Source organism: Corynebacterium kroppenstedtii (genome assembly GCF_016894245.1).
Classification (GTDB): Bacteria; Actinomycetota; Actinomycetes; order Mycobacteriales; family Mycobacteriaceae; genus Corynebacterium.
This window is the reverse complement of record NZ_CP069792.1, coordinates 349,034-375,142: the sequence shown is the minus strand read 5'-3', so window position 1 is coordinate 375,142 and position 26,109 is coordinate 349,034. Positions and strand designations below refer to the sequence as shown.

The window sequence follows — 26,109 nt, the reverse complement described above, 5'->3', positions numbered from 1 at the left end:
TTACTCCTTGTTGGCATCGTGAAGCCGTTGGACGGCCTCAGAGAAAAAGTCCAGGTAGTGGGTACCTTTTTCGGGTGTTTCGTAGATATCCACAACCGGAATTCCTGCTTTCTTGGCAGCGGAGACGAGGTCCTTGGAGACGCTGTCTTCGGTTTGCGGATTGTTAACCAGGATATCGACTTTCTTATCGTTGATGAGCGACGTAAATTCGGCAACATCAGCCGCGGACGGGTCCGATTCCTTCAACGACGCACTGAGGTAACCGTGGGGGGTCACGTCCTCCATGGGGGATTCCTTCAACAGGTACCCGGAGACGGACTCGGTGCTCGCCACCTTTTTGGCTGGCAGTGCTTTGATCTTCTCATCGATAGCGTGGAGCTTGTCACTGAAGTCTGTGGCCGAGGCCTTGATATCGCTGTTCTTGTCATTCAGCGTGTCCGCAATTTTTGTTGCAAAGCTGTTGACAGTGGCGACGTCGTACCACACGTGTGGGTTGGTGGGTAGGTCGGAGTTATTGTCCGCAGTGTCGCTGGCCTCTGCGCTGTGGGCGTGATCGTGTGCATCCTCGCTATCGTGATCATGCGCGTCCTCGCTGTCATGACCATGCGCATCGTGGTCGTGCCCGTCATGCTCGTCCTCGTCGTGATCATGCTCCTCCTGGGGAAGGGCAGTGATCACGGTGGCGTCGGAACTGGCGTGTTCTGTCAGCCAGCTGTCGTACCCGGCCCCATTTCCGACGACGACGTCGGCATCCTTAATCTTCGCCATATCCTTGGCGGAGGGGTTGTAGTCGTGGGGGTCGACGGAGTCGCCTTCGATGAGGCCTGTGATCGTGACGTGGTCGTTGTCCCCTGCGATGTCATGGACGACGTCGGCCCACAGCGCGGTTGATGCGACGACATTGACGGTGTCTGATGAACCGGAGGTCGTGGAGGAGTCGTCTGAGCAGGCTGTGAGTCCGCCCATTCCGGTAAGAACCCCGGTGGCAAAAATAATTGCTAGTGCTGACCGTCGCCTATTCTTTATCGCTCGCATGTCCACCAATGAACCACTAATGAAATATGATGTCAATTGGTTTTCTTAAGCCCCGCTCAGCCTCGATAATGCGGCTTATTGACAACCAAAAGTGCTTCCATGCATGTCGGCCCAGAAATTAGAACACATCCGGAATCAAGAAGAAGACGCCCCAGGCCGGGCGAGCATCCCTCACCCCGGAATGCGTAAAAGTCGTTTTCTGGCGTTGCCGAGGGGCTAAGATTGCTACACATGAGTCCGCGACGATCCCCGAAAAATAGTCATAAGGCTACGCTGGCGTCACTCGCGGAAGCCGTGGGGGTATCGCGTACAACGGTGTCCAACGCGTACAACAAACCCGACCATTTATCACCAGAGACCCGCGCACGCATTCTCGCCACCGCCGACAAGCTGGGGTATTCCGGCCCGGATCCTGCCGCCCGCTCCCTGCGAACGCGCCGGGCAGACGCGATCGGCGTGCTTTTTACTGACGAATTGACCTACGCATTCGAGGACCGCTCGTCGGTCGATTTCTTGGCGGGTTTGGCGGAGTCCTGCCAGGCGCTGGATTCGTCCTTGGTGCTTATTCCTGCTGCTCCAGGGCGCGCGGCCTCGGGAATTAACCGCGTAGCGCAAGCCGCTGTCGATGGATTTGTGGTGTACTCGGTTGCCTCGGATGATCCCACTTTGGAGGTTGTGGCGTCGCGCGGCCTCCCGACGGTTGTGTGCGATCAGCCGTATTCCACACCAAAGCTCAAGGATTACGCCTTCGTCGGCATTGATGACCACGCTGCTATTCAGCCCGGGGTCCGGCAGCTTATCGACGCCGGCCACCGGAAAATTGGTGTGTTGTGCATTCGCCTTGACCGTGAGACTAATACGGGTGAGGTATCGGCGCAGCGTTTGCGTTATGCCCACATGCATGTACAGAAACACCGCGTCGAGGGCATTGTGGATGTGATCCGCGGTGCTCACCCAGATTGTGCAGAAGACATTCCGATTGTGGAATGCTATATCAACGATGCCAACGGCACCCGCGAAGCAGCCCGCGCGTTATTGGATGCGCACCCCGAATTGACCGCCGTGGCTTGCACGACGGATTCCTTAGCTTTGGCTGTGATGCAGTGCGCTGCTGATCGCGGGTGGACCGTGCCGGGAGATCTGTCCGTTACGGGGTTCGATGGTATCGACCTCGCCGTGCAGCAGCACATCACCACGGTTGCGCAGCCGAACAAGGATAAAGGGCGCACAGCCGGCCATGTTCTTCAAGACCTTATTTCCGACGCCACACGGGGGAAGGCAACCGCCGGCGCGTCTTCTTCTAGGAGCACGACGACATCTATAGACGCTGGCGGTGCCCCCGGTCAGGCACCAGCAACTCACGGTTCACATACGCTGCTGGATACGACGTTGGTCTCGGGGCGCACGGTGGGCCCGCCGCGGTGACGCTGCGTGGATTGTGCGCTTCAACGTCGCAGTGACACCCACGCTGACGTCAGAGTAATCCCTCGTCAGTGAGGTACTCGCGGCGCATGGTGGCTAAGCGTTGGTACACGTCGGCAATGGCGTCGGTATCCGGAACACGTAAAACGGCCGCGGTGTGAGAATCACCGACCTTAATGGACACATCATCGCCATGAAGAACGCGGAAAGCGTTTTCATCGGTCGTATCATCGCCGGCGTAGACGATGGCATCCAGGTTGTAACGGTCGCGGGCGCTTTCCAGCCACTTACCCTTATCGACCTCCATGATCTGGGCTTCTAGAATGTGCTTGCCGTACATGTAGGAACCCGTCGTTCCATCCAGCAGCGAATCAAGAACGTCAGCGAACTTCTGCTGCAGCTGGCGCTCCAGCTCGTCGTTATTCATCGCCACACCATGCAGGCCGACACCCAGCGGCTTTTCCTCCACAAACATGCCTGAGTGGGGGGCACTATCGGCCACGGCATGAGCCTCACGGATCATGCGTTCAAGGAGTTTCTTTTGCTGCTCGTTGGGTTCGACGCCACTGCCGTCATTCGCTTCGGCCCCGTGGGATCCCGCCAGAATGATTCCGGAGATGTCGCGAACATCGTCGGGACCGTCGTCGGCAATGTTCTGTCCCTGTGGTCCGGTCCGGCGGGCGAGGCGTTCAAGTTTTGAGATATCCCGCCCGGATACGAGTGCCCCGAGGGTGTGCGGCATGTGGGCGAGGTCGATGATGGCATTCATCGCGGTGGGATTCGCGGTGACGGCCATGGCGTCTTTGTTGAGCGGCGCTAAACATCCGTCGAAGTCGCTGGCTAGCATCAGTGTGGGACAGTGGGCAGCGGTGCGAAAGGCCCGGGTAATGTCATCGGACGGGGTAAACACTCATTCTCCTAAAAGTCGTAGCTGACGTCGAATTTCCCGCCAGGAGTGTCGGATAGTGTTTGGCAGGCGAGAGTCATGTCGTCGGCAATGTCGTACTCATCCAACACATTGTTGTGCACCATATGCGTAGTGGCGTTGTCATGAGGTTCGACGACGCATTGGCAGGCGCCACATTCACCCTCGGTGCACCCGTAGGGTGCGTCTAAGCCCGCGTCCAACATGGCGTAAAGAAGCCGTTTCCCTGCAGGCCATTCAATATCTTCTTCCGTGTCCTCCATAAAGACGTGCGCGGTGGAGGCCTCTGCGTCGGAAGGGTTAGTGTTAGCGGATTCGTCGCCAGCGGAGGTGGGGTTAGTCATTGTCGCTCTCTAAACAATCGAGGAATGCCGATGCCCAAGCGTGGACGTCGTGTTCGGTCACTTCATTGAACATGGACATCATCCGGTCATGCAGATCTTCTTTTTTCGCCACGGCTGCGGAGTGAACCTGGCGTTTGATCGAATCAATGTCATGCGGGTTGCACAAAAAGGCACCATCAAGTTCGGCCGCGGCACCCGTGAATTCGCTCAGGACCAGGGATCCGGTGCCGTCCGGGTGGCAGGCCACATATTCCTTGGCGACGAGGTTCATCCCGTCCTTAAGGCTCGTGACCAGCATTATGTCGGCGGCCTTGTAGTAGGAGACAAGGTCTGGGAACGGAATTGACCGGTGCATATAGGTGACTGCGGAGTGCCCGATGCTGCTGAAGTGGCCATTAATCCGTCCGACAGCTTCTTCTACTTGCCGGCGCGCCACCTTGTAGTGCTCAATGCGCTCGCGCGATGGCGTAGCCACTTGCACGAACGTGGTGGTCTCGGGGTCCAGCGCACCGGTTTCCAGGAGCTCCTCGTATGCTTCGAGGCGCTGGAGGATCCCCTTGGTGTAATCCAATCTATCGACGCCGAGGATTAGCGTTTCTGGGTTGCCCAGTTCGGAGCGAACCTTCTTCGCATCGGCATCTTTGGCAGCGGTGGTGACTGACTTGGTGTCGATGGAAATGGGGAATACACCGACGCCGACCGGACGCCCGTCTGATGCGGTAATGGTGGCCGTGATTTTCCTCATGCTGGCTTTGCCACGGACCGGAAGGCTCTCCGGTTGCCCCGTGCTGGGGGTTGCGAACCCACCGACGTCGCGGGAAAGTTCAAGGAAGTTCGTTGCGTTGTGGATGGAGTGAAACCCGATAACGTCTGCGCCCAGGAGGCCGCGGACCAGTTCTTCACGCCAGGGGAGTTGCCGGAATAATTCCGCCGGCGGGAACGGAATGTGCAGGAAGAAGCCAATTTTTAGGTCAGGACGCATTTGTCGCAGAATGCCGGGCAGAAGTTGCAGCTGGTAGTCCTGCACCCATACTGTTGCGCCTTCTGCCGCGCGTCGGGCTACTTCCATAGCGAAACGAGTATTGACGTCGCGGTAGGTTACCCACCAGTCGCGGTTAAAAATCGGTGTCACGATTAAGTCGTGATACAGGGGCCACAGTGTGGCGTTGGAGAATCCTTCGTAGTATTCGCTGTAATCCCTTTTGGTCAATCCCATGGGGATGAGTGTGATGCCCTCGTCGGTGGTGAACGGGTCAGCAACGGGGGTTGCTGTGGGCCCTTCGGATGTTGCTCCGGGCCAGCCGATCCAAGCGCCCTCGTGTTCTTTGAGGACTGGTTTGAGCGCAGTAACCAGGCCACCTGGGCTTGGCTCGAAGTGTTTGGTGCCGTCCGGATCAATCTCTATATCGACGGGCAAACGGTTAGCAACGACGATGAACGAATAGGTGTCTCTGACGGAATCGCTGCCTTCGTGATCTGTGGAGGAGTTGGTGGGTGTGGCATTGTCGTTTGAGGACATGGTCTTAGTACCTCGTTCGGGTTGGTGAGTGCTCAGGATGTTTCTGTTTACCAGGGTAGTGCCCGGGGACGTGATGCAGCGACTGCGGCCGTAAGCCGGGGTGAAGCGTGCAAAAAGCGACCCCCTCCGCGCGTGTGGCGTGGCAGGTGGTCGCTGGTTGTCGCGCTGTTGAGCTCGGCCCTACTGATAACCTCTGATAACTAGTCCTACACAGGTTGTAAGGCTGATTATGAGGATTTCTTAGCCGTCGATTTCTTAGCCGTCGACTTTTTTGCGGTGGATTTCCGCGTGCTTTTCTTCGCAGCGGATCCGGTTGACTTTTTCGTAGTTTTCTTGGTGCTCTTCTTGGTCGACTTCTTCGTGCTCTTCTTTGCCGAAGACTTAGTCGACTTCTTGCTGGTCTTCTTCGTGCCCTTGCCGGTGGACTTCTTACCGGCCGATTTCTTGCTGGACTTCTTGGCTGCTTTCTTCTCCGGTTTCTTGCCGGGGATTTCGGGTTCGCCGAGTTCTTTGGCGACGCGCCGATAGATCAGCCCTTTGGGTTCGACGCCCAGCATGCTGGTCAGCGTGGTGTAGTCAAAGAAGTCCTCTGCGTATGTAGCGACGATGCGTTGGGCCGCGATAGCTGTTTCTTCTTCGACGGCGTGCAGTGATTCTGCGTTGGTTGCCCGTTTATCAGTGACCTTGGGGGGCACAAATCCTCCTGGAAAATCCTCCTGGGATGGATGGTGAACAGAGTAATGGTAGCTCACACGGTGGGTTTCGTGGTAGCCACCACTGTGGGTTTTATCGACGACGCCACTGCGAGCGCGCTTTCGTGTTTCGGTAGGAGCGGTTGCGCCAGCGAGCCCGGATGGACCCCGTGTTGGGTGTTCGCGGGTTCCCACGGCCGTTGGTGCGCGCTTCGTTCGTGCGTGGGCCATTAGTCCGGGGCCCGTTGGTGCGTGCCTTCACCGCGAGCGGCCGCCGGACGATATTGCGGACTCCGCGGTAGGCGGTGGCGATGCGAGGTCGCCGTAGTCTGCGCGCGATCCATTCACCGAGGACGACGCCCGCTGCCAGGCTGGTGGCGATGGCGAAGGCAGTGGCCATAGAGGAGAATCCGATGGACGGACGGTCATTGAGCAGGGAGTACATCCCGCGGTAGAGAGCAAAACCGGGCAGGAGCGGGGTAATGCCCGACACTGCGGTGATCAGTGGTGGGATCATGAACCGGCGGGAGAGTAGACCACCGAAAAGTCCGATGAGTGTGGCCGCCATCCCGGAGGCTGCGATGGTGCCGAAGCCTGTGGGGATAAGGATCATGTAGTAGAACGCGGCACCGATGAGGGTGGTTACTGTCGTGATGACGGTGGATCTGAGGCGGGCGAAGCACGCTACCGCGAAGAACGCGCCGGCGAGAGCGCCAGACACGGTAATGACCACGTTTTGGACGACGTTGGTAGACGCTGAGCCTTCGAATGCGGGAAGAGGAATGCCCAACCGGGAGGCTATATTGAGCCCGAAGGCGACGCCGGCGATAATGGCGCCGGTGGAGAGCGCGGCTTCGAAGAATCGTGCGGAGGCTGTAACGGGTGCGCCGGTGATGCCATCCTGGAGCGCTTGGACGAGGGTGAGTCCGGCCAGCATGGCGACGATGCCGGCACCGATACAGACCGACGGGTTGACCTCTATTCCGTAGCGTTGGCCTACGTGGTAGGCCAGGGCAGCGGGGACGGGGGCGACAAGCCCTCCAAAGACGTTTTGGAAGAACAAGGGCAAGCCGTGTCCGGCCAGCACTGCGGATCCCCACATGATGACGATGGCAGAGAGGCAGGAGATGATGGCCTCGGAAAGGTGTCCACCGATCATGAACGCGACTGATCCAGTGAAAAAGCCCCACATGATCAGGATGAAGGCCGAGTTATAAGTCGGCGGCGCCGTGACGATTTCGTGGAGTTCGTCGGCGGCTTCTGCCCGCGTGAATCCACCGGTGAGGATGCGTCGGACGAGGACGTCGATTTCCTCTAATCGGGCGAAGTCCATGCTGAGTTTACTGACGACGCGGAATGCTGAAAGTGCACCTTTGGTGGGCCCCATGGTGGTGTACAGCATGAGGGTGTTAAGGGTGATGTCGACGTGGACGTCGTGAATACCGTATGTTTCGGTGATTGCGTGCATGTGGGCTTTGACGTCCCCGTTGCTCATTCCGCTGGCCAGGAGGACGTCGCCAATCCGGGCGGCGAGGTCGAGAACCGCGTTGATTTCATCGACATTGGTGAAGTCGATGGGTTTGAGAGGCGACGGTGCCGGGGCTGCTTTAACGGCGTCGATGGTGGCGACAGGATTGGATCCGCCGGCGGTGGTGCCGGGGGCGCGGGAGCCAGCGACGCGGCGGAATGCCTGGCTGAATCCTGAGACAAAATCCATGGGGAGATCGTTGCCTTCGCTGATCGGGATCGGTGGGGTGAGGAATGTTTTGTGGTCACAGGCTACGACAGAAACTATTGTGCGGGCGAGTGGGGTAGCGCTAAAGGATGTTTGTACTGGTGGTGGCGTGTTTGTTTCGTTGTAGACGTAGTTATGTGTATTATGGCGGGGCTGGTTAACCGAACCTGGCCGGGCTTTTTGTTTGGCGGGGGTCAGTGCCCAGTGTGCTGGAGTGGCGCAATCGGTAGCGCAACGGTCTTGTAAACCGTAGGTTGTGGGTTCAAGTCCCATCTCCAGCTCAAAATAGCAGGTCGGGGAGTTGACAGTTGCCTTTGAGGCGCGTTTTAGGCCGAAAGTGTCCAAAAAATGTCCAAATAATAGGTCACCTGCACCGCGGCATGGTAGCCATTGTGTCTTCCCGTTGCCTTCCCCAATTCATGAAGTCCAGAATGATTTTCGGTTTTGCGTTTCTACGAGGCGCTATTCTTGTTATTCGTTGACTGATGCGGACGGAATGACACCAAAGCTGGTCATTACCTCTTATCGAAAGCGCGATGGCTAAGCGAGTTTTGGCGTTTGTTGTCATCCCCTGATGTTGGTGCAATTCGGGCTCGGTCCCCGGGGCTTTGAGCTTGTCGTATTTCCGCGAACCGGCATGTAACGTTAGGTACACCATGACCGGTTCCGCTGCCCATTTCGATGGGAGTCCAGGGCCGGTCCTTGTTTTAGAAAAGCACCAGAGCATTGAGTCGGGCGAAACGCTTCGTGACCTACGATGACCAGGTCAAACTCCCTTGTGTGCGGGGGATGCACATTGAGAATCAGGATCGAGCCAAAGATATTTTGGCGTGGCTGAACTATTACCGCTTGTCGGGGTATTCGTATCCGATGCGTCGCTTCGACTGCGGTACTCGGAGAAGATTCGATAGTTTCATCGCGGGGTCATCCTTCGATTTAGTGGTTGAGCTTTATAAATTTGACGAACGACTTCGGCACGATGTTTTTATGAAGCTAGATCGTGTTGAGATGGCCATTCGAACAATGCTCGGATATGAATTAGGCCGTGTTCATCCATTGGTCTATCTTGACGCAAAAAGTTTAGGAGCTCGGGCGGAACAGCGACGCAGAAAAGATGATCGTAGGGTACACGACGTCTAGCTAGATAAATACGAAGGAGCCTTGGAGAATTCTAAGGAGGTCTTTGTTGCCCACCACAAAAAGAAATACGGCGGTGAATTACCGGTATGGGCAGCAGTAGAGATTATGGACTGGGGTATGTTGTCTTATTTATTTGGTATGTCGCCGAATATCGTGCGGAACCGTATTGCTGCGCGGTGTGGGCTGAATGCTCCGCAATTGGAATCGTGGCTCAAATCGTTGAATATCGTTCGCAACAACGCGGCTCACCATGCCCGGATGTTTAACCGTGTTTATGACATTAGGCCCAAGCTCAGTGATGATCAACGGCTGAAATCCGTTGCCGGGAAAATGAATCGGACGTTTGGTCAGCTGTCCTTAATCCAATACTTGCATCGTCAGCTTCATTTATCCCCGGCAAAACGTTTGCCAGAGTTACTGAATACTTACCCAGATAACCCTATAGTCCCACTGGAGCGGACAGGAGCCCCTCGTAACGGGTCAGATCATCCGCTCTGGAAATGTTAGTTTCGAAATAGTTAGTGTTTTTAGACGTGTTTTATTAAAATTGGTCTGCGCTGAGACAATCTCAGATGTTTCATATGATTAAAGTTACTTCGGTTTTGACGGTTAAGTAGTGAAAAGTGTCCTCACCGTCGCTAGCCAATTAATCGGTCGTAACTGCAAAATAACTATGAGCCCTCGTCGTCACCCTTAGCTCACCACCAATAACCAGATAGCAATGTGGTGCAATGCGGCCGCGACGATGGTGCTCGCGTGGAATACTTCGTGGAAGCCGAACCAACGCTCCGATGGGTTAGGGCGCTGAACCCCGTACACGATGGCGCCGAGCGAATAGATGACCCCTCCGACGATAATCAAAACCAAAGCGGCAAGGGGCACCAGTACCACCAGAGCAGTGGCTTTCACCACCACTAGCCAGCCCAACACAAGATAAATAACGACATCAACCCAGCGGGGATGGTTGGGCCACAGAAGATTAATCCCGACGGCTCCACCCGCAGCGACCCACGCTGTGGGGAGGATCCACAATCCGTCGCCCATCGAATCGAACGCGTACACCGCGACGGGCGCATAGGTGCCGGCAATAAAAATGGCAATCATGGAGTGGTCTGCGCGTCTCCATATATCGACGGCGCGCTTGGTATGCCACGGCACCCGGTGATATAAAGCCGACACTGCAAGCATTCCAAGGAGGCAAACGCTGTAAAGGACGATCGCAGTGATGAATGTCGCGCTGTTATGGAGCGCAGCAGTCGTGGCAACGAGCGCAGTGCAGGTACCTGCAAAATAAATGGCGGCAATTTCATGCAGGCGACCACGAAGAATAGGCCTGGGCCCGCGATCGTACGGAACGGTGGAGCGTGCATGATGTCGTGGCAACTGTGCCGGCGCAGGGTTCATGGAGAAAAGTGTATATAGTTTTGTGTGCGAATGCGTTGGAATAAATCCCGCCTCATCTATGTACTGCTCCGCTCGCTTCATAGTGAAATTCCGCAGGGCCTTTCACGACGATGGCGTAGCGGCCGTCTCTCCCCGTGGGTATCTCAAGAGTCACCGTGCCATGAACGTCGCACGCGATGACGTCTTTTCCAGGCGTTCCTAAATCGTCGCCGTCCGCATTCTCACGTCGTTCGGAGTTGGACGGTTCCTCACGTCGGTCGTCACCGGCCCCCTTGGCCACGTTGCTCGACCCGCGTCTGCTCTCTGCCTCAACAGGTTCTGCCATCCGCACCGCGTCTTTAGCTTCGTGGAAGCAAAACACCAGAAAGTTCGCGGTGGCAGGACCGTCGTTAGTCAGGTGTAGTTGGATGTTTTTGTCCGAGGGCTGCTCCGTAGTTGCCGCAGATAGTTGATAGGGCAAGGGGCGATGAGGACGTCGGCCCGGTTCTTGCTGTGGCATCACGCCCTTTTCCGGTGGCTGTGGGTGCCAGCGCGGCTCGAGCTCCGTCGTTGGCGGCGGGTGAGATGCAGGTGTAAAGGGTTGAGGATGAGAGAAATCAAAAGCGCTGGTTAAGTCTCCACTAATTGTGCGACGCCATCGCGACACGGTGGGAACCGAAATCCCCTTCCACGCCTCTAAGAATTGCGAGGCAGAGGTGTGGTCGAACACCTCTGAACAGCGATATCCGCCGACGCTCCACGGGGACACGACGATCATGGGAACGCGGTTACCGAAGCCGAGGGCTTTACCTTGGTACCATTCATCTTTTTCATTGCGCGGTGGCCGTGGCGGTGGAACGTGGTCGAAGTACCCGTCGTTCTCGTCGAAAGTAATAAATAGTGCGGTGTGTTTCCACACGTCAGGGTGTTTTCCTAGAGCATCTAAGAGGCGATAAATAAGGTTCGCCGACGCACGCGGCGATGATGCCGATGGGTGTTCAGATTCGGTGCTCGACGGCACGATCCAGGACACGGGCGGCAGCGTTCCCGCGGCGATGTCGTGCTCAACGCGCTGAGTTATGGTGTGCGGCTCAGAGCGGTAGAGCGCGCGGTCGAAAATGCGTCGCTCCGTCGGCGTTAACTGGTCAAGCTTATGTGTCAGCTCTTTGGTGAGCTTCTGAACCGTCGGGCTGTCGTTCTTCTCAGTCGCGGTGGCAAGGGCTGAGTAGTAATTCTCCCCGAAATCCTTGTGAGCAGCGAAAACCTTCTCTGAAACTCGCTTGGTGTAGCGGAAGTACTCGAGGTTGTTATCGGTGAAGTTGTCCCACTCCTGGTACACGCGCCAGTCAACGCCAGCATTATCCAAGATTTCCGCTAGACATGGCCAGTCGTAGCCGGGATGCCCGTCATCGTAGGCCCGGTTATCCACCGCTCGTGTCGACGGGGACGCAGGCTCAAATCCTGTGTAGCCGGAGAAATAGTAGTTTCTGTTGGGCGACGTACTCGTCGGCACGGAGCAAAAGTACTGGTCGCACACCGTGAATGTGTCGGCGAGTTCATATTGGAATGGCAAGTCGTGCCGGTCGTAATAGGCCATCGTGGAGGGGGTTTTGGCCTCTATCCAGTTGTCACACCACCCGCCGTGTAGGGCAGAGGTGCCTCCTTTCCATTCATGGTCGAGGGCGTCGACGTTTTCCGCATTCATTGATTGACGGCCTGCGGCGTCGCGGATAGAGAAGGGCAGAGTGACGGTGCCGCGCGAGTCTTTTTGCTCGAACACGGTTCCGCCACTGCGTTGAGGAAGTGGGTGGAGATCGCCGAACCCTTGAACACCCTTGAGGCAACCGAAATAGTGATCGAACGCCCGGTTTTCCTGCATGAGAAAAATGATGTGGTGAACGTCCTGGAGAGAACCAGCAGGAGCGGCGGTAGCAATTTGCTGAAGAATAGACCGGGGGAGCAGTGAGCCACCGAAAGTAGAAGCACCGACGGCCGCTGCTCCAGCTGCTGCACCTTTTAGGAAGGAACGCCGGCTCAGGCCCGTGCCTTGCCCACGAGGCTGCTCCTGTTCGCGGGGTGGTTGCTTGTCGGACTCGTTGTCGTCTTGGGGATTATGCACGCCATGGAACCGTTTCACAGGATTTGTAGCGTATCTGGGTAAGGGAAACATGAGGTGACAGGCGTATGAAATCTAAAAGAATGGAACTCACACAAATGCGAGAACGCTATCAGTGCCTCCGGAGGTAAAAGAACTGAAATTGGCGTTCTCTTCTCGTTGATTAATTGAATAATTCCCTAGTTACTTGATTATTGCGCCTAATTGTGAGGATGATAATAATCTCGGCCCCTCCCTTAATTCTGCTAAGTGAATGTAAAATATGCTTATGAGTAGTGGGGAAAAAATTATTAGCAGGCCTCGTTGCTGTTGCGCTGGTAACTGTCGTTGTGTCTAGGAATAATGATGATTCAGACAAATCCAGTTCGCCAGAGACCTCAGTTACACAGAAGATAGACCCATCGTTTAATGGTGACTGGTCGAATCAGACCCGACGTTCACGTCCGACTATCGATCAATCTCAAGTCGGCGGTGGCAACGTCGGGCGGGCTGCAAGTGGGCAACGAGTGCGGCAAGATCCTTCCATGCCCCAGAAAAGAAAAGTTCTTAGAAACTCCCAGGACTTTGAATATCTGGAGGCCGGTGATCAGATAGCTCCAGGAGGGAAATATTTTATTGAGGATTTAGACGGTAATTTTGGCGAATGTTCCTGGGGCTGGACAGTAATAAACCCTGATGACACGGATCACGTTTATAATCTCACTGCGGGACATTGCGGTAGTAAGCGCGACAAAGTTTATCTAAGGGCCGATAATGGTAAGTATGTTAATGTTGGCGAATTTGTGTGGAGTGTTCTCGATGAGACTATGGAAAACATAGGTCCAGGAAGAGACTATGGATTGATCGAGATTTATCCTAAATACTACAAAATTATTCATACCACTCCAGATGTCGCATGGGGTGGTGTTCCAACCTCGGTGAAAGGTTCTTGGGGGCCGGAAGAATTAGAACAGAATAGGCCTTATACTTGCCGCCTGGGCTGGCGTTCGGGTTTGTCGTGCGGGGATTACCAGTCAATGGTCTCAAAATATTCACTTGAGTTTGATGGTATTCAGGACCACGGCGATTCTGGCGGGATCGTATGGGCTACGGATCCAAATGATTCATTCCATGCGACTGCCTATGCAGTAGGTATAGCAAGTTATGGTCGTGAAGACGATGCCACTACCCCAGGGGCTAAGGTCATTCAGCCTGTACTCGATAGTTTTGGTCTCCAGTTGGTAACGTCGTAGGTCTTCTGCCGAGGGCGGTTGTGTCCCGTGCCAAGCTGGCCGGTTTTCTGGCATGATGTAAGCCATGCCTAATAGCCCTGGTAAGCCGATGATTGAAGCGCACGATCTGACCCAAACTTTTCGTGGCCGTGGTCGTGATAAAAAGCCAGTAAAAGCCGTCGACCGTGTGAGTCTGCACGTTGATCCAGGCGAAATCATCGGCTTCCTAGGTCCTAATGGTGCAGGTAAGACGACAACACTTCGCATGCTGACGACGTTGTTGAAGCCGACGAGTGGTTCTGCCCGTGTTGCAGGTTTCGATGTGGCGACGCAGCCCGTAGAGGTCCGTCGTCATATTGGGTATGTCAGTCAGGTGGGCTCTGCCGGTTCCAACGCGCACGCTGGTGAGGAACTGATGGATCACGGCATGCTGTATGGCTTACGTAAAAAGGACGCTCAACGGCGCGCTCATGAGTTATTTGAACAGTTTAGTTTAGATGGTTTGTGGGACAGAGAGCCTAAGAATATGTCGGGTGGCCAGCGTCGGCGTCTCGATATTGCGATGGGGCTAATCCATAGCCCGGGCCTCGTTTTCCTCGATGAACCGACGACAGGCCTGGACCCACAGGCACGGAGCAACCTCTGGGACCACATTCGTAGCCTCCGTGAAGACCAAGGTGCAACGATTTTTTTAACAACTCATTATTTGGATGAGGCCGATGCTTTAGCAGATCGGATCATTGTTATCGATCACGGACGGATTATCGCGTCAGATACGGCGGAGAATTTAAAGAGTTCGGTGTCCGGGGATCATGTTTCTCTCCGCCTTGACGACGCCACCCGCCAGGCTGAGGCGGCCGAGATTATCACCCGCGTGATGTCGGCAACCGGGACGTCGACAACATCTGATCTGAAACTCAGTGGCGACATGATAGAAGCAGACGTCTATAACTCCGGCCATGTTTTACCGGAGCTGATTAGGGCATTGGATGAGAAGTCGATCGGTATTGCCGATCTTAATGTCCGGCGCCCCACCTTGGATGACGTCTTCTTGTCGTTGACTGGTCGCTCCTTGCGCGATTAATTCTCCACAATTTTAGTTTGAGGATATTTTATGGGTATATCTAATTTCTTCCGTGAGAGTTTCATTATTTGCCGTCGGCAATTGCGCATGAATTTACGTAACCCCGCTTGGATCATCATCGGCTTGTTACAACCGGTGATGTATTTGGTGTTGTTCGGCCCCTTACTTAAGCCATTGACAGCCCAATTTGGGGCGACGAATGCCTACACATTCTTCGTTCCCGGTTTGTTGGTTCAGCTGACGGTTTTTGGTGCGATGTTCGTCGGTTTCGGTGTGATTGCCGAGTGGCGTGATGGAGTGATCGAAGCTGAGCGCGTTACTCCAGCTAGTAGGACTGCGCTGTTGTGTGGACGCCTCATGCGAGATGTGACGCAACTGGGCGTCCAATCCACAATCCTCATTGCTTTGGGGTATGCGATGGGAATGAAAGCGCCTATTGCGGGTGTGATCCTAGGCATGGTCATTACATTGTTTGCCGGTGCGGCGTCGGCGGCTGCGTCGAATGCGCTGGCTTTGACCAGTAAGGATGAAGATGTCATGGGTCCCCTAACCAACATGCTTATCATGCCTATTTTGTTGTTATCTGGAATTATTTTGCCGATGTCGTTGGCTCCCGCGTGGCTCGAACGCTTATCAGACTTCATGCCCACTCGGTACATTGTTGACGCTGTTCGCGCAATCTTCGCGGAGAATCCTGATGCTGCCACGGTGACCTGGGGGATTCTGTGGTCACTTGTTATTTTCTTTGCTGGTATTTGGTGGGGGACTCGTACATTCCGTAAAGAAAATTCATAGCAATAACTCGCATTGCGTCATAGACAGTGAATAAAAGTCATGAATAATTAGTAGAAAAAGATGATGTCACCCTTAGGCACATAAACGTCTACGGTTGGGGGCATGGCTTTTGTTGATGACGATACGTTTACGAAGAACACACATGGCCGTGCTGCAGACTGGGAAGCAGCAGGTTTGAATTGGCTGCGCGAGGCTGAATCGTCGGGCGGGGCGCGCGTCGTTAGAGTTTTCGGCCAGGACGATTCTGCTCCCGGTGGCGGGCTTGTCCTGGAGCGCTTGGATAACGGCCGTGCTTCAACCCGCTTTGCCCGTGAATTCGGCGCTGCACTGTCCCACACCCACGAGGCAGGAGCTGCCGCGTTCGGTGCTGGTCCAGACGGTTGGGAGGGCGATGGTCTTCACGGCCCAAATGATGAATTAATGCCCCTGAGCTTGAAGCATTATGACCACTGGGGCGAGATGTACGCGGAAGCCCGTATTATGCCGACGCTCGAACGCATCAATAGTTCGCAGCGCGGAGCATCCTTGGGGGAACAGGGCAACAAGGCTGTCGAGGCAGTGTGCGAACGTCTTCGCGATGGTGATTTTGACGATATCGACACTCCAGCTCGGATCCATGGAGACCTATGGGCGGGCAACGTAATGTGGACCTCCTCCGGGGCAGTGTTGATCGACCCCAGTGCTCACGGCGGACACCCACTGACGGATCTCGCTGCGCTCGCTCTTTTTGGAGCGCCCAAGCTTGATGCTATTTACGAGGGCTATGAAAGTGAGGGCTTTCTCAATGAAGGATGGAGGAAGCTTATTCCGTTGCACCAGCTAAGCATGCTGCTCAGTCACGTATACCTTTTCGGAAGCAGCTACGTACCGTCGACGATTAACGCTGCCAGCCAGTACGCGTAGTCCGGCGTGGATAGGGCACTGTGCTTAGTCGAGCATGCCTGGTGTAGTCATCTCTAGTGATGTGTGCCGGTATGTTTGATCCGCTGTAAAGTGCGGATGAGCTGTGGCACGAATGCGGTGACAATCAGCATCACAATCATCCTGGTCACTTGCATGACGGTGACAATCGGCCCCGCTCCCCGGTCGTGTGCGATGGCTAGGACGATATAGAGGCCGCCGGGTGTCGTCGCTAAGTACGTTTCAGTGAGCGTCCCAAGGCCTAAGGCTGTGAGTATTCCGGCCATCACACCACATCCGCCCATCAATACAATGATGCACAGGAATGCGAGCGGAAGGCGTTTAGCGTTAGTTACCAGTGACTGTCGATCAAACGCGCCACCGGCCTGCCAACCAATCAAAATAAATGCGGCCGCTTCCAAAACACCGGGTATCGAAATGAGATGCGGTTGCCATTCGCCTATCACAATGGCGATGGCCAAGGGGGCAAGTAAGCGGGGCGCTGGCAATGGGGTGAAACTGGCAAGCCACCCAGGAATAGTGATCACAGCTAAAACAACAAGCCAATTCATTACTGAGTGGGAGGAAAGGCTCACGAGGGGTTCTGAACCAACATCAACATTTCCGCCAACCAGTAATGGAATTAAAAATGGCAGTGAGAAAGAAACGATGAAGACACGGAGGTACTGAGCAACAGTGACGTAGCGAAAATCTGCTCCCAATTCTTCCGACAGAACAGACATTGCCGACGCCCCACCCGCGAGCGTCGACATGACTGCCGTGGATGAATCAATGGTTGAAAAACGCGTAATCACCCAGGCGCAGGCAGCGCAGAGAAGCAAAGTTATTCCAATAGCAATAAGTGACGGAAGCGCATAGGATGCCAAACGGTCAGGTGAGGAATTAACCAAAGGGCCTGCCGCCAGGAGCGAAATAACACCTTGTGAGGGTCCGATTGTGGAGCGTGGCGGCCGGATTCGTGTGCTCGCGATAATGGCTCCGCACAGCCCACCTACCATTGAGCCCAACATGAGAGGCGAGGGAAGTTGCGCTACCCGACAGAGTCCTATGGCAACTAGCGTCGCAATGATCGCGATGGTCCACCCGAATAGTGACCTGCGGGTGCTGGGCTTGATGTGGTGGGTAGTCACCTGATGCATCGCCTCCCGGTTGGTATTGCTAAGTTTACGCTGATTGTGGGTGGGCTTAGTGTTCGCACACGGGTGTCTCACTCTTCGCCCCTGTTGCTCACGCGCTGGCAGGGTGTATTACGCGAGTGGTCACAGCATATGTACACCAGGCTCCCAGGGTGCTCACATCAGGCATACAGGAAACAGGCTGAAAGTGCTCAGTAACTTCATATGCGGTGTATGCAGACAAATCACCAGTAATCGTGCACACTGGAACTATGAGTTCTGCTGAAGCCCCCACACGCGTTCTTGTTGTTGATGACGAAGCAAACATCGTAGAGCTTCTCAAAGTGTCGTTGAAGTTCCAAGGTTTCGAGGTCGCGACCGCGAGTGATGGTGGGGAAGCGTTGGATATTGCACGTTCGTTCCATCCCGACGCATTTATTCTGGACGTCATGATGCCCCGCATGGACGGGTTCACCCTATTGAGTAAGCTTCGCGCGGACGGCCACGATGCACCGGTACTTTTTCTCACAGCCAAGGATGCCGTTGATGATCGCATCCACGGTTTAACAATCGGTGCCGACGATTACGTCACCAAACCGTTCAGTTTGGAAGAAGTGGTGACGCGCTTGAAAGTAATCCTTCGCCGCGTTACACCACCAGAGGTGGATGACGATCAACGAATTACTTATGCCGACTTAACCCTGGACGATAATTCACATGAAGTAACAAAAGCGGGCGAATACGTGGATCTATCCCCGACGGAATTCAAATTGCTCCGCTACTTAATGGTTAATGCGGAAGTTGTCTTGAGCAAGGCAAAGATCTTAGATCATGTGTGGAATTATGACTTTGGTGGCGATGGAAACGTTGTTGAATCTTATGTTTCCTATTTGCGGCGCAAAGTGGATAAGGACGAGCCACATTTGATTCAGACCGTAAGAGGAGTGGGATACGTTCTTCGCACACCCAGGGCCTAAGGAGTATCACCAGCTGGACGCACGATGTACCGAAGTACGGTGCACCAGCGAATCCTGTGTGATCGTGTAACGATAATTCGAATGCTGAACGTAAGGGGCCATTGCCATTTCACTACATTCGCGTTTCAACGCAGTGGTACAACGTCTGAAAAAGAGTAATGCGCCGAACGACGCTGACACGAGCCAGTCGGTAGCCACGCAGCAGCCCAGCACTATCGATTCAACAAACGCATGGGCAATTCCCGCAACATCCTCTTCCAATGACGACCCCACTCCCGACGCCGGCCTTCACGACGATTCTCATCTGGGGAAAGAAACCCTCAGCGACGCGGATAGCGTTTCCGGAAAAGGGGACGAAACCTCCCGCCTCACGGAGGACGACGCCTCCGCGCTGAAGAAAAGCGTGCCAGTCGCTCCGCCCGGGCGGCAAACAACACGCCCACGAAGCTATAGTGAAAAACGTCGGCAAGAATGGGAACGCAAACAGCACACAGGAGCAGCTAAGCGTGGCCTGTCGCGTTTACCGTTACACACGTCACTTATCATCATCGTGATGGTGATTTCCGCAGGTGGAATGTTCTTCACCGGGCTCGCGGTGACCTCCACGCTGAGGGAATTCATGCAGTCGCGGATCGATGCCTCGCTGGAATCCACAGCGCATTCGCCCTTCATCGAGCAAGGGCGCTTACCCGTGCAGAGTGCGTACAGCGAAAACCCTAGACTCCCTAGCCAATACTTTGTGCAGGTCACCCATTCCGACGGATCCGTCGTGTCCTACGACTACGGATTCGAGTCCTACCCCAACCTTGACTCGGTCACCCATGAGACTGGCCCCGTCACCGTCTCAGCCGCGCGAGGTTCGAAATCCACAGCACACTGGCGCGCTATGGCGCTGAAAAGCCAAGACGGTGATCTCGTCGTCGTCGCAGTCTCACTTGACGATAACGAACGAACAATCTCCCGCCTCTTCCTTCTTGAAGCCGGCCTGGGAATGCTCGTCCTCGCCTTACTTCTCATTCTGACCTGGTACGTTGTCCGCCGATCACTCCGGCCCCTGAGTCACGTGGAACGCGTTGCGGGAAAGATTGCCGACGGCGACCTCTCCCAGCGTCTTCCGGAGTGGCCACCGGACACCGAAGTCGGCGCACTCTCGCGATCGCTGAACAAGATGTTGGCGCAAATCGAGCAATCCTTCGTCGCGGTGGAACGAAGCGAAGCTGAAGCTCAGGAAAACGCTCGTGTTGCACGCAAAGCAGAAGCGCAAGCGCGTGAAGCAGAGCAAACGATGCGTCGTTTTATAGGCGATGCATCTCATGAATTACGCACTCCATTGACATCCGTCAGCGGATACGCCGAGCTCTATCGAACGGGCCAAACCGACGACCTCAACCTTGTGCTGGATAGTATCTCCGCTGAAGCAGAAAGAATGAGCGTTTTAGTCCAAGATCTTTTGGATCTTGCCCGGATGGATAATTCGCGTCCTTTGGAACATAAGAGTGTCGATATCCTCAGTGTGGCAATCAGTGTTATTCAAAATATGAAAGTGAACTACCCTGACCGCGATATTTCCATGACAAACAATTGCGTGGAACCACCCATTGTGACAGGAGATAGCGCTCGCCTTCACCAAGTTCTCACCAACCTCATGACGAATGCCCTCAAACATGCAGGCCCAGAGGCTACTGTTCGCATTGCTCTTGACGATTCCACCTTGGGAACGTCGCCGAAGAAAAAAGCGGTGCGTATTCGGGTCATCGATAACGGTGTAGGTATACCGCCGGAGGATAGCGAGCACATTTTCGAGCGCTTCTACCGAGCCGACTCATCCCGGTCACGGCATCAGGGTGGAGGCTCCGGATTGGGATTATCGATCGTTCAAGGTTTGGTTGAACAGCACGGTGGCGAAGTCACCGTCGATAGCGTCGTCGATGAGGGAACAACTTTTACTGTTCTTTTGCCCCATGAATAGGGCGTTTCGCAATTGCAGCCTTAACCATCGCGATGGCCCGCCCATCGCGTGGTAGCAAATTGTGCAGTATTTTCGCTCCGGGAAAATAATCCTGAAGAAGCACCGGCGTCACGTGGTCCGTCGGCACGTCAAAAGCGGAACTGGGCCGCACAATGTAATCGGTCCTACTGGCGATAGGGATAACCTCTATCGATCGATCGACACCATGTAACGCACGCTGCAAATCCGGCGAGTCCTTGAACTGGTCAAAAGCTGACGCGCCCACACTCCAATACGCAAACCTGTGCATGGCCCGAAAGAAAACTGAAAGAACGGGGCCATATGATGACACGTCTTTCGGTAAAAGTTTCCACCGACGAATTCCCGAAAAATGGGCTCCTAAGCCAATAATCCGGCGAATTGAGACAACACGTTGAACCTCAGGCCGTGACGCAGCAAGAAGCGCAATCAATCCGCCCCGAGAATGCCCAAGGAGAATAAGCTCCCGGGCATGAATCCGTTGGCTTAACTCAATAATTTGTTCCGCTAATTCATCGACACACTCGTCAACGGGCGCGGTACCTGCTTCGCCATAATCAACATAAAAAGTCCGCCGGTCCGTGATATATGGAACAAGAACTTCCCAATTACCCTTCGCCCCTATCATTCCGTGCACGCAGAGCAGCGGTGGCTTTTCGGTCTCCGCAAGCGGGCTAAAATCCTGCTCCGGCACCCTGCCCATGTCGGGGACGCGCGCCATGATAGGTATCCGATCGGCCCGATGACAGCGCCCATCCTCATCGATATGAGGGTAGACGCGCGAAGATCCAGCCCACTGATGCCCGCGGGGACGGAGAACCCACGGTTTCATCTGCAGAGGATGCCTGGCCATAGCCTCACGCACTCGTCGAGACACTCTAAGCATCGTCAGCTATTTACCGTCTATTTGTCGTCGGCAACTCCGGTATCGATCCCGGCCTTGGTCAGCTCCGCGCGGATCTTTGCGGCGGCGGCGTCCATGGCGTCCGGGTCGGTATCGTCGGCACGCATAATGTTTTGCAAGCTATAGCCGGACATGTCGGAGGCCGGAAAGACGTGGACGTGGGCATGGGGAACTTCAAAGCCCGCGATCAGCATGCCGGCACGGGGCGCATCGAAGGCATCGGTGATAGCGCGGCCAATATTGTGAGCGACGGTAGAGACGTGCGCCCACTCGTCGGCACTGAGGTCGGTCCACCGATCAACTTCCTTAATGGGGACAACTAACGTGTGTCCGTACGCGATGGGTTCGATGGTGAGGAACGCGGCGACGGTGTCGTCGCGGTAGACGAACCGACCTGGGATGTCGCCGTTAATGATTTTCGTGAATACGGTAGCCATAAGTCCAGAGTAGCTATTTCCGAAGTGGGTAAAAAGCTTTGTATGTCAGGTGGGTGCCTTAGAGTATTGGGTATGCAGATTCTTGTCCTGGGTAATGGTTCTCGTGAGCACGCTCTTCTTTATTCGTTGTCCAAAGATTCGCAAGTGAGTGGGCTGCACGTCGTCCCAGGTAATGATGGGATGACCGCGATTGCGCAGATCCACCCCGATATCGATATCAATGATGGCTCGCAGGTTGTTGGCTTAGCGACGTCATTGGGCGCGGACCTGGTGGTGATTGGGCCGGAAGCGCCGCTGGTTGCCGGAGTGGCTGATGCTCTTCGCGACGCTCACATCCCCGTGTTTGGTCCGGGTGCAGAGGCTGCGCAGATTGAGGGATCTAAGGCGTTTGCTAAAGACGTGATGAAGGCTGCTCATGTGCGCACTGCACAAGCGGAGTCCCTGCAGCCAGGAGCCTCAACGGACCAGGTCGACGCCGTGTTGAATGACTTTGGCCCGACCTTCGTCGTGAAAGATGATGGGCTTGCCGGTGGTAAAGGTGTTGTGGTGACTCAGGATCGTGATGAAGCCCGCCACCACGCCGTCGCTGTATTAGAGTCGGGCCATCCGGTGTTGGTGGAGTCTTTCCTTGACGGCCCTGAAATTTCGCTGTTTTGCCTGGTAGATGGGGATACAGTGGTGCCTTTGTTGCCGGCCCAGGACCACAAGCGCGTTGGTGAGGGCGATACGGGCCCCAACACGGGGGGGATGGGTGCCTATGCACCGCTTCCGTGGTTGCCTGATGATGCCGTGAGCCGAATCGTTGATGAGGTCGTGCAGCCGGTGGCCTCAGAGATGGTGAAACGTGGTTGCCCCTTTAACGGACTGCTTTACGCAGGCCTGGCCTGGGGGAAGGAAGGCCCGGCGGTTGTCGAGTTCAACTGTCGGTTCGGGGATCCGGAAACCCAGGCGGTGCTGGAGCTCCTCGATACTCCATTGGCAGGAGTGCTCAACTCCGTGGCGACGGGGCACTTGGCGGATGTACCCCCGTTGACATGGAAAGATGGTTACGCCGTGACGGTGGTGCTGGCCGCCCAGGGATACCCGGCGGGGCCACGAAAGGGAGACCCCATATCGGGCGCGGAGCCCGGCACGGAGGACGATGGTGTCCGCCACGCGGGTGTCTCGCGGCTCGGCGACCGTTTAGTGTCCTCCGGCGGGCGCGTACTCAGCGTGGTTGGCGTCGGGAAAGATTTAGACGAAGCCCGGGCAAAGGTGTATCGAAAGATGGAAGGTATATCGTTGCCGGGCGGGCATTATCGGCGCGATATTGCCCAAAAGGCCGTCGAGGGCCGTATTGGCATCGCAAACTGATCTGGAGGAGTGCAGAGTAACAGTGGGACGTGACAATTCGGAGTCAGCCGATTACACCGGAATGAATTATTCGGAGGATCAACATTCCAATTCGGGTAGTTCTGGAAAGGATTATGGCTTAGCAATTCAACGTGGCCATGCCGATCCTTTTTATACGATGGAAATGGTGGCCCGCACCGCGGAAAGAGAAGCCGAGAAGCATGACACGGTGCCGCTATGTATCGGCCAGCCATCGACTCCTGCGCCACGCGTTGTCCGTGATGTTGCTATTGAGGCCATTGAAAAGGACAAATTAGGGTATACCGAAGCTTTAGGTATTCAACCGTTGCGTGAGCGTATCGCCCGGTGGCATTCGGAAACGTATGGGACGGATACCAAGGCCGATAACGTTATTGTCACGACGGGGTCCTCGGGAGCATTTGTTGCTATTTTCGCAGCTTGCTTGCCTTTTGGTGGGACCGTCGCCCTGTCCAGCCCCGGATACGCGGCTTACCGCAATGTTCTTCAAGCATTGGGCAATTCGTTCATTGATATTCCGACGACGGCCGAAACCCGGTTCCATATGACCCGTCAGCATCTTGAAGATCTTGCTCAGGCGGGGAATAAGCCAGATATGGTGTTGATTACGTCGCCTAATAATCCGACGGGGTCAATTATTGATCCCGATGAATTGCGCGCAATTTCACAATGGTGTGATGAAACCAACACAGTGTTGGTATCTGATGAGATTTACCACGGAATTAGTTACGGTCGGCCTACCGTGACGGCGCGGTCGCTCTCTGATCGTGCCGTGGTTATCGGCTCTACATCCAAATACTTCTCCATGACGGGTTGGCGTTTGGGGTGGCTGATCATTCCCGATGATCCGACGCTGCGGGAAACGATCGAAAATATCTTGGGCAACATTTCCCTCTGTGCTCCTGCTTTATCACAGATCGCGGCAACCCGGGTGTTCGACGACGACGCCCTAGCTGAACTCCGCGTCCATGTGGACCGGTACAAGGAAAACCACGACATCCTTAACAAGGAGCTGCCGGCAGTGGGGCTGCCCCGCTTCGCGCCCTCCGACGGTGCTTTCTACTTCTGGGTTGATGTCTCGGATTACACCGACGATTCCGTCGCCTTTGCTCATGAACTCCTTGACGCCACGGGCGTGTCCGTTTCTCCTGGTACCGACTTTGACGGGAGCGCCGACAAAGCGCTGGGTAAGAAATACGTCCGCGTGAGCTACGCGGGCACACCGGACGAGATGCGGGAAGCGTGTCGTCGTCTGAAACCATTCCTGGAGGCTCGGCGTCGGTAACTCCTAATAGCGAGGCGGCGAGCCCAGGGATAAAGCCGTCATCGGTGTGTGGTGATGCACAGTGATGTCGTATCCGGTCGGTGTCGTAGCTGGTTATGGCTCTGTCAGCCCCTTAGACTGATAGTGTGGCTGAGAACAAAACGGACAACTCGCGTACCAATTCCGCCGATGAGGGCAAAGGAACACTGCCCAACCAGGGCAACACTAGCGCTCCGGCTGGCACACACAAGAGAGACATAGCGAATGTACTAGCGCATCGATATGCCTCTCCAGAGCTGGTCAACTTATGGAGCCCGGAGCACAAAATCATCATGGAGCGTCGGCTCTGGATCGCTGTTCTTCGTGCGCAGAAAGAGCTCGGTGTCGATGTTCCTGACGAGGCTATCGAGGCCTACGAGTCAGTTGTCGACCGCATTGACCTGGATTCCATCGCCGCGCGCGAGCGCGTCACTCGGCACGACGTCAAAGCGCGTATTGAGGAATTTAACGCCCTGGCTGGGTATGAGCATATCCACAAGGGGATGACCAGCAGGGATCTCACCGAAAATGTTGAACAACTGCAGGTATATCGGTCGCTGGAGCATGTGCGGGACAGGATGGTGGCGGTCCTCCGGGCTGTGGCCGACTGCGCGGTCCACTACCGCGATCAGGTGATGGCGGGACGGTCCCATAATGTTGCTGCCCAGGCAACCACTCTGGGCAAGCGTTTTGCGTCGGCAGCAAATGAAATTTTGGTTGCTTATGAGAGGTTGGAAAACCTCATTTCGCGGTATCCGCTGCGTGGGATTAAAGGCCCCATGGGAACCTCCCAGGACATGTTGGATCTCGTCGGTGGAGATGAAACCAAACTTGAGCGGTTGGAAAACTCTGTATCGGAATATCTGGGTATTTCCCGACGGTTCGATTCGGTTGGGCAAGTGTACCCGCGCAGTCTTGACTTGGATGTGATTTCGGCGTTGGTACAGCTGGGGGCGGGGCCGTCGTCGCTGTCCATGACCATCCGCTTAATGGCCGGAAATGAGCTGGTCACGGAGGGGTTCAAGGAGGGGCAGGTAGGTTCCTCCGCGATGCCACACAAGATGAATGCCCGTTCGTGTGAGCGTATCGGCGGCCTGCAGATTATCCTTCGCGGATACCAAACGATGGCTGCAGGTCTGGCGGGGCAGCAATGGAATGAGGGCGATGTCTTTTGTTCCGTTGTTCGCCGCGTAGCCTTGCCGGACGCTTTCTTTGCTTTCGACGGAATGGTGGAAACGCTATTGACCGTTCTCAAAGAGTTCGGCGCTTTCCCCGCCATGATTGATAAGGAACTAGAACGGTATTTGCCATTCTTGGCGACGACACGCATCCTCATGGCCTCTATTCGCGCGGGTCTGGGACGCGAAACTGCCCACGAAATTATCAAAGAGAACGCCGTGGCCACCGCGCTTGATATGCGTGAGAAAGGCACGGAGCAAAACCTGATCGAACGTCTTGCGGCCGATGATCGGCTTCCGTTGAACCGCGAACAGTTGGATGCAGCGATTGCGGACCGCCATGCCTTCATTGGAGCAGCGGGCTCGCAGGTTGACCGAGTTGTCTCACGCGTCAAGGATATCGTTGCAGAGCATCCCGACGCTGCCGCATACATGCCTGGCGACATTGTGTAGAGCGACAGTATGTTGACCGATCCTGCGTTGAGCGACTTTGTGTAAGGCTGCCGGTGGAGGAC

At 55.3% G+C, this 26,109-nt stretch carries 21 protein-coding genes, 1 tRNA gene and 1 pseudogene; 12 read left to right on the top strand and 11 right to left on the bottom strand.

Annotation, left to right across the window (positions count from 1 at the left end; genetic code table 11):
* A complete protein-coding gene (locus I6J23_RS01850) occupies positions 1–1,035 on the bottom strand; it encodes a metal ABC transporter solute-binding protein, Zn/Mn family (RefSeq protein WP_204582300.1) in 1,035 nt (344 codons plus the stop codon).
* Positions 1,036–1,266: 231 nt separating this feature from the next.
* Between I6J23_RS01850 and I6J23_RS01845 the strand changes: the two genes are divergently transcribed.
* Positions 1,267–2,460, top strand: a complete 1,194-nt coding sequence (locus I6J23_RS01845) for a LacI family DNA-binding transcriptional regulator (protein WP_204582299.1) — start codon at positions 1,267–1,269, stop codon at positions 2,458–2,460.
* A 49-nt stretch (positions 2,461–2,509) separates the two neighbouring features.
* Here I6J23_RS01845 and I6J23_RS01840 read toward each other — a convergent pair whose 3' ends face one another.
* The 5 genes from I6J23_RS01840 to thrE form a co-directional block, all read right to left on the bottom strand.
* Entirely contained in the window at positions 2,510–3,367 is an 858-nt protein-coding gene (locus I6J23_RS01840) for a trehalose-phosphatase (RefSeq protein WP_204582298.1), read from the bottom strand.
* Positions 3,368–3,375: 8 nt separating this feature from the next.
* Positions 3,376–3,726: a 2Fe-2S iron-sulfur cluster-binding protein gene (locus tag I6J23_RS01835; RefSeq protein ID WP_204582297.1), complete on the bottom strand. Its 351-nt coding sequence runs from the start codon at positions 3,724–3,726 to the stop codon at positions 3,376–3,378.
* Positions 3,719–5,245, bottom strand: coding sequence for an alpha,alpha-trehalose-phosphate synthase (UDP-forming) (locus I6J23_RS01830; protein WP_239454947.1), 1,527 nt, complete (start codon positions 5,243–5,245; stop codon positions 3,719–3,721). Before I6J23_RS01830 ends, I6J23_RS01835 begins: the two co-directional genes overlap by 8 nt.
* Positions 5,246–5,472: 227 nt before the next feature.
* The gene (locus tag I6J23_RS01825) at positions 5,473–5,940 is read right to left on the bottom strand and encodes a hypothetical protein (RefSeq protein WP_046202002.1); all 468 of its coding nucleotides are present in this window, start codon (positions 5,938–5,940) and stop codon (positions 5,473–5,475) included.
* Positions 5,941–6,031: 91 nt separating this feature from the next.
* On the bottom strand, positions 6,032–7,654 hold the full coding sequence (thrE, locus tag I6J23_RS01820; RefSeq protein ID WP_204582296.1) for a threonine/serine exporter ThrE: 1,623 nt from the start codon (positions 7,652–7,654) through the stop codon (positions 6,032–6,034).
* A 226-nt stretch (positions 7,655–7,880) separates the two neighbouring features.
* Here thrE and I6J23_RS01815 point away from each other — a divergent pair.
* Both I6J23_RS01815 and I6J23_RS01810 read left to right on the top strand, forming a co-directional pair.
* Positions 7,881–7,953 (top strand) — tRNA-Thr (locus I6J23_RS01815).
* Positions 7,954–8,461: 508 nt separating this feature from the next.
* Positions 8,462–9,319 (top strand): annotated as a pseudogene (locus I6J23_RS01810) (Abi family protein).
* Positions 9,320–9,505: 186 nt separating this feature from the next.
* Here I6J23_RS01810 and trhA read toward each other — a convergent pair.
* Positions 9,506–10,216, bottom strand: a complete 711-nt coding sequence (gene trhA, locus I6J23_RS01805; protein WP_204582295.1) for a PAQR family membrane homeostasis protein TrhA — start codon at positions 10,214–10,216, stop codon at positions 9,506–9,508.
* Positions 10,217–10,268: 52 nt separating this feature from the next.
* Positions 10,269–12,314, bottom strand: coding sequence for an alkaline phosphatase family protein (locus I6J23_RS01800; RefSeq protein ID WP_204582294.1), 2,046 nt, complete (start codon positions 12,312–12,314; stop codon positions 10,269–10,271).
* Between the two features lie 272 nt (positions 12,315–12,586).
* Between I6J23_RS01800 and I6J23_RS01795 the strand changes: the two genes are divergently transcribed.
* From I6J23_RS01795 to I6J23_RS01780, 4 genes are all read left to right on the top strand, one after another.
* Positions 12,587–13,543: a hypothetical protein gene (locus I6J23_RS01795; protein ID WP_204582293.1), complete on the top strand. Its 957-nt coding sequence runs from the start codon at positions 12,587–12,589 to the stop codon at positions 13,541–13,543.
* An 88-nt stretch (positions 13,544–13,631) separates the two neighbouring features.
* A complete protein-coding gene (locus I6J23_RS01790) occupies positions 13,632–14,606 on the top strand; it encodes an ATP-binding cassette domain-containing protein (RefSeq protein WP_204582854.1) in 975 nt (324 codons plus the stop codon).
* Positions 14,607–14,636: 30 nt separating this feature from the next.
* The gene (locus I6J23_RS01785; protein WP_204582292.1) at positions 14,637–15,401 is read left to right on the top strand and encodes an ABC transporter permease; all 765 of its coding nucleotides are present in this window, start codon (positions 14,637–14,639) and stop codon (positions 15,399–15,401) included.
* A 102-nt stretch (positions 15,402–15,503) separates the two neighbouring features.
* Positions 15,504–16,304, top strand: coding sequence for a fructosamine kinase family protein (locus I6J23_RS01780; protein ID WP_204582291.1), 801 nt, complete (start codon positions 15,504–15,506; stop codon positions 16,302–16,304).
* A gap of 53 nt (positions 16,305–16,357) precedes the next feature.
* Here the strand turns inward: I6J23_RS01780 and I6J23_RS01775 are convergent, their stop codons facing one another.
* Positions 16,358–17,461 carry an AbrB family transcriptional regulator gene (locus I6J23_RS01775; protein ID WP_204582290.1) on the bottom strand — a complete coding sequence of 368 codons (1,104 nt, stop codon included), beginning with the start codon at positions 17,459–17,461 and terminating at the stop codon, positions 16,358–16,360.
* A 248-nt stretch (positions 17,462–17,709) separates the two neighbouring features.
* On the opposite strand from I6J23_RS01775, the gene I6J23_RS01770 reads away from it, so the two are divergent.
* Both I6J23_RS01770 and I6J23_RS01765 read left to right on the top strand, forming a co-directional pair.
* Positions 17,710–18,414, top strand: coding sequence for a response regulator transcription factor (locus tag I6J23_RS01770; RefSeq protein ID WP_204582289.1), 705 nt, complete (start codon positions 17,710–17,712; stop codon positions 18,412–18,414).
* Between the two features lie 133 nt (positions 18,415–18,547).
* On the top strand, positions 18,548–20,383 hold the full coding sequence (locus tag I6J23_RS01765) for a sensor histidine kinase (RefSeq protein ID WP_239454946.1): 1,836 nt from the start codon (positions 18,548–18,550) through the stop codon (positions 20,381–20,383).
* On the opposite strand, the gene I6J23_RS01760 is transcribed toward I6J23_RS01765, so the two are convergent.
* Both I6J23_RS01760 and I6J23_RS01755 read right to left on the bottom strand, forming a co-directional pair.
* On the bottom strand, positions 20,358–21,278 hold the full coding sequence (locus tag I6J23_RS01760; RefSeq protein ID WP_204582288.1) for an alpha/beta fold hydrolase: 921 nt from the start codon (positions 21,276–21,278) through the stop codon (positions 20,358–20,360). The two genes, I6J23_RS01765 and I6J23_RS01760, sit on opposite strands and share 26 nt — an antisense overlap.
* Positions 21,279–21,304: 26 nt before the next feature.
* Complete coding sequence (locus I6J23_RS01755) at positions 21,305–21,742, bottom strand: HIT family protein (protein ID WP_204582287.1); 438 nt, start codon at positions 21,740–21,742, stop codon at positions 21,305–21,307.
* Between the two features lie 72 nt (positions 21,743–21,814).
* On the opposite strand from I6J23_RS01755, the gene purD reads away from it, so the two are divergent.
* From purD to purB, 3 genes are all read left to right on the top strand, one after another.
* A complete protein-coding gene (gene purD / locus I6J23_RS01750) occupies positions 21,815–23,095 on the top strand; it encodes a phosphoribosylamine--glycine ligase (RefSeq protein ID WP_204582286.1) in 1,281 nt (426 codons plus the stop codon).
* Between the two features lie 22 nt (positions 23,096–23,117).
* Positions 23,118–24,398 (top strand): pyridoxal phosphate-dependent aminotransferase, encoded by a 1,281-nt coding sequence (locus I6J23_RS01745; RefSeq protein ID WP_204582285.1) that lies wholly within the window; start codon positions 23,118–23,120, stop codon positions 24,396–24,398.
* A gap of 185 nt (positions 24,399–24,583) precedes the next feature.
* Positions 24,584–26,047 carry an adenylosuccinate lyase gene (purB, locus tag I6J23_RS01740; RefSeq protein WP_204582852.1) on the top strand — a complete coding sequence of 488 codons (1,464 nt, stop codon included), beginning with the start codon at positions 24,584–24,586 and terminating at the stop codon, positions 26,045–26,047.
* Positions 26,048–26,109: the final 62 nt, after the last annotated feature.

Excerpts from the sequence above, each read along its gene's own strand:
- I6J23_RS01850 (WP_204582300.1), bottom strand. The coding sequence starts at position 1,035 with ATGCGAGCGATAAAGAATAGGCGACGGTCAGCACTAGCAATTATTTTT.
- I6J23_RS01845 (WP_204582299.1), top strand. The coding sequence starts at position 1,267 with ATGAGTCCGCGACGATCCCCGAAAAATAGTCATAAGGCTACGCTGGCG.
- I6J23_RS01835 (WP_204582297.1), bottom strand. The coding sequence starts at position 3,726 with ATGACTAACCCCACCTCCGCTGGCGACGAATCCGCTAACACTAACCCT.
- I6J23_RS01830 (WP_239454947.1), bottom strand. The coding sequence starts at position 5,245 with ATGTCCTCAAACGACAATGCCACACCCACCAACTCCTCCACAGATCAC.
- thrE (WP_204582296.1), bottom strand. The coding sequence starts at position 7,654 with ATGGATTTTGTCTCAGGATTCAGCCAGGCATTCCGCCGCGTCGCTGGC.
- trhA (WP_204582295.1), bottom strand. The coding sequence starts at position 10,216 with ATGAACCCTGCGCCGGCACAGTTGCCACGACATCATGCACGCTCCACC.
- I6J23_RS01790 (WP_204582854.1), top strand. The coding sequence starts at position 13,632 with ATGATTGAAGCGCACGATCTGACCCAAACTTTTCGTGGCCGTGGTCGT.
- I6J23_RS01785 (WP_204582292.1), top strand. The coding sequence starts at position 14,637 with ATGGGTATATCTAATTTCTTCCGTGAGAGTTTCATTATTTGCCGTCGG.
- I6J23_RS01780 (WP_204582291.1), top strand. The coding sequence starts at position 15,504 with ATGGCTTTTGTTGATGACGATACGTTTACGAAGAACACACATGGCCGT.
- I6J23_RS01775 (WP_204582290.1), bottom strand. The coding sequence starts at position 17,461 with ATGCATCAGGTGACTACCCACCACATCAAGCCCAGCACCCGCAGGTCA.
- I6J23_RS01770 (WP_204582289.1), top strand. The coding sequence starts at position 17,710 with ATGAGTTCTGCTGAAGCCCCCACACGCGTTCTTGTTGTTGATGACGAA.
- I6J23_RS01755 (WP_204582287.1), bottom strand. The coding sequence starts at position 21,742 with ATGGCTACCGTATTCACGAAAATCATTAACGGCGACATCCCAGGTCGG.
- purD (WP_204582286.1), top strand. The coding sequence starts at position 21,815 with ATGCAGATTCTTGTCCTGGGTAATGGTTCTCGTGAGCACGCTCTTCTT.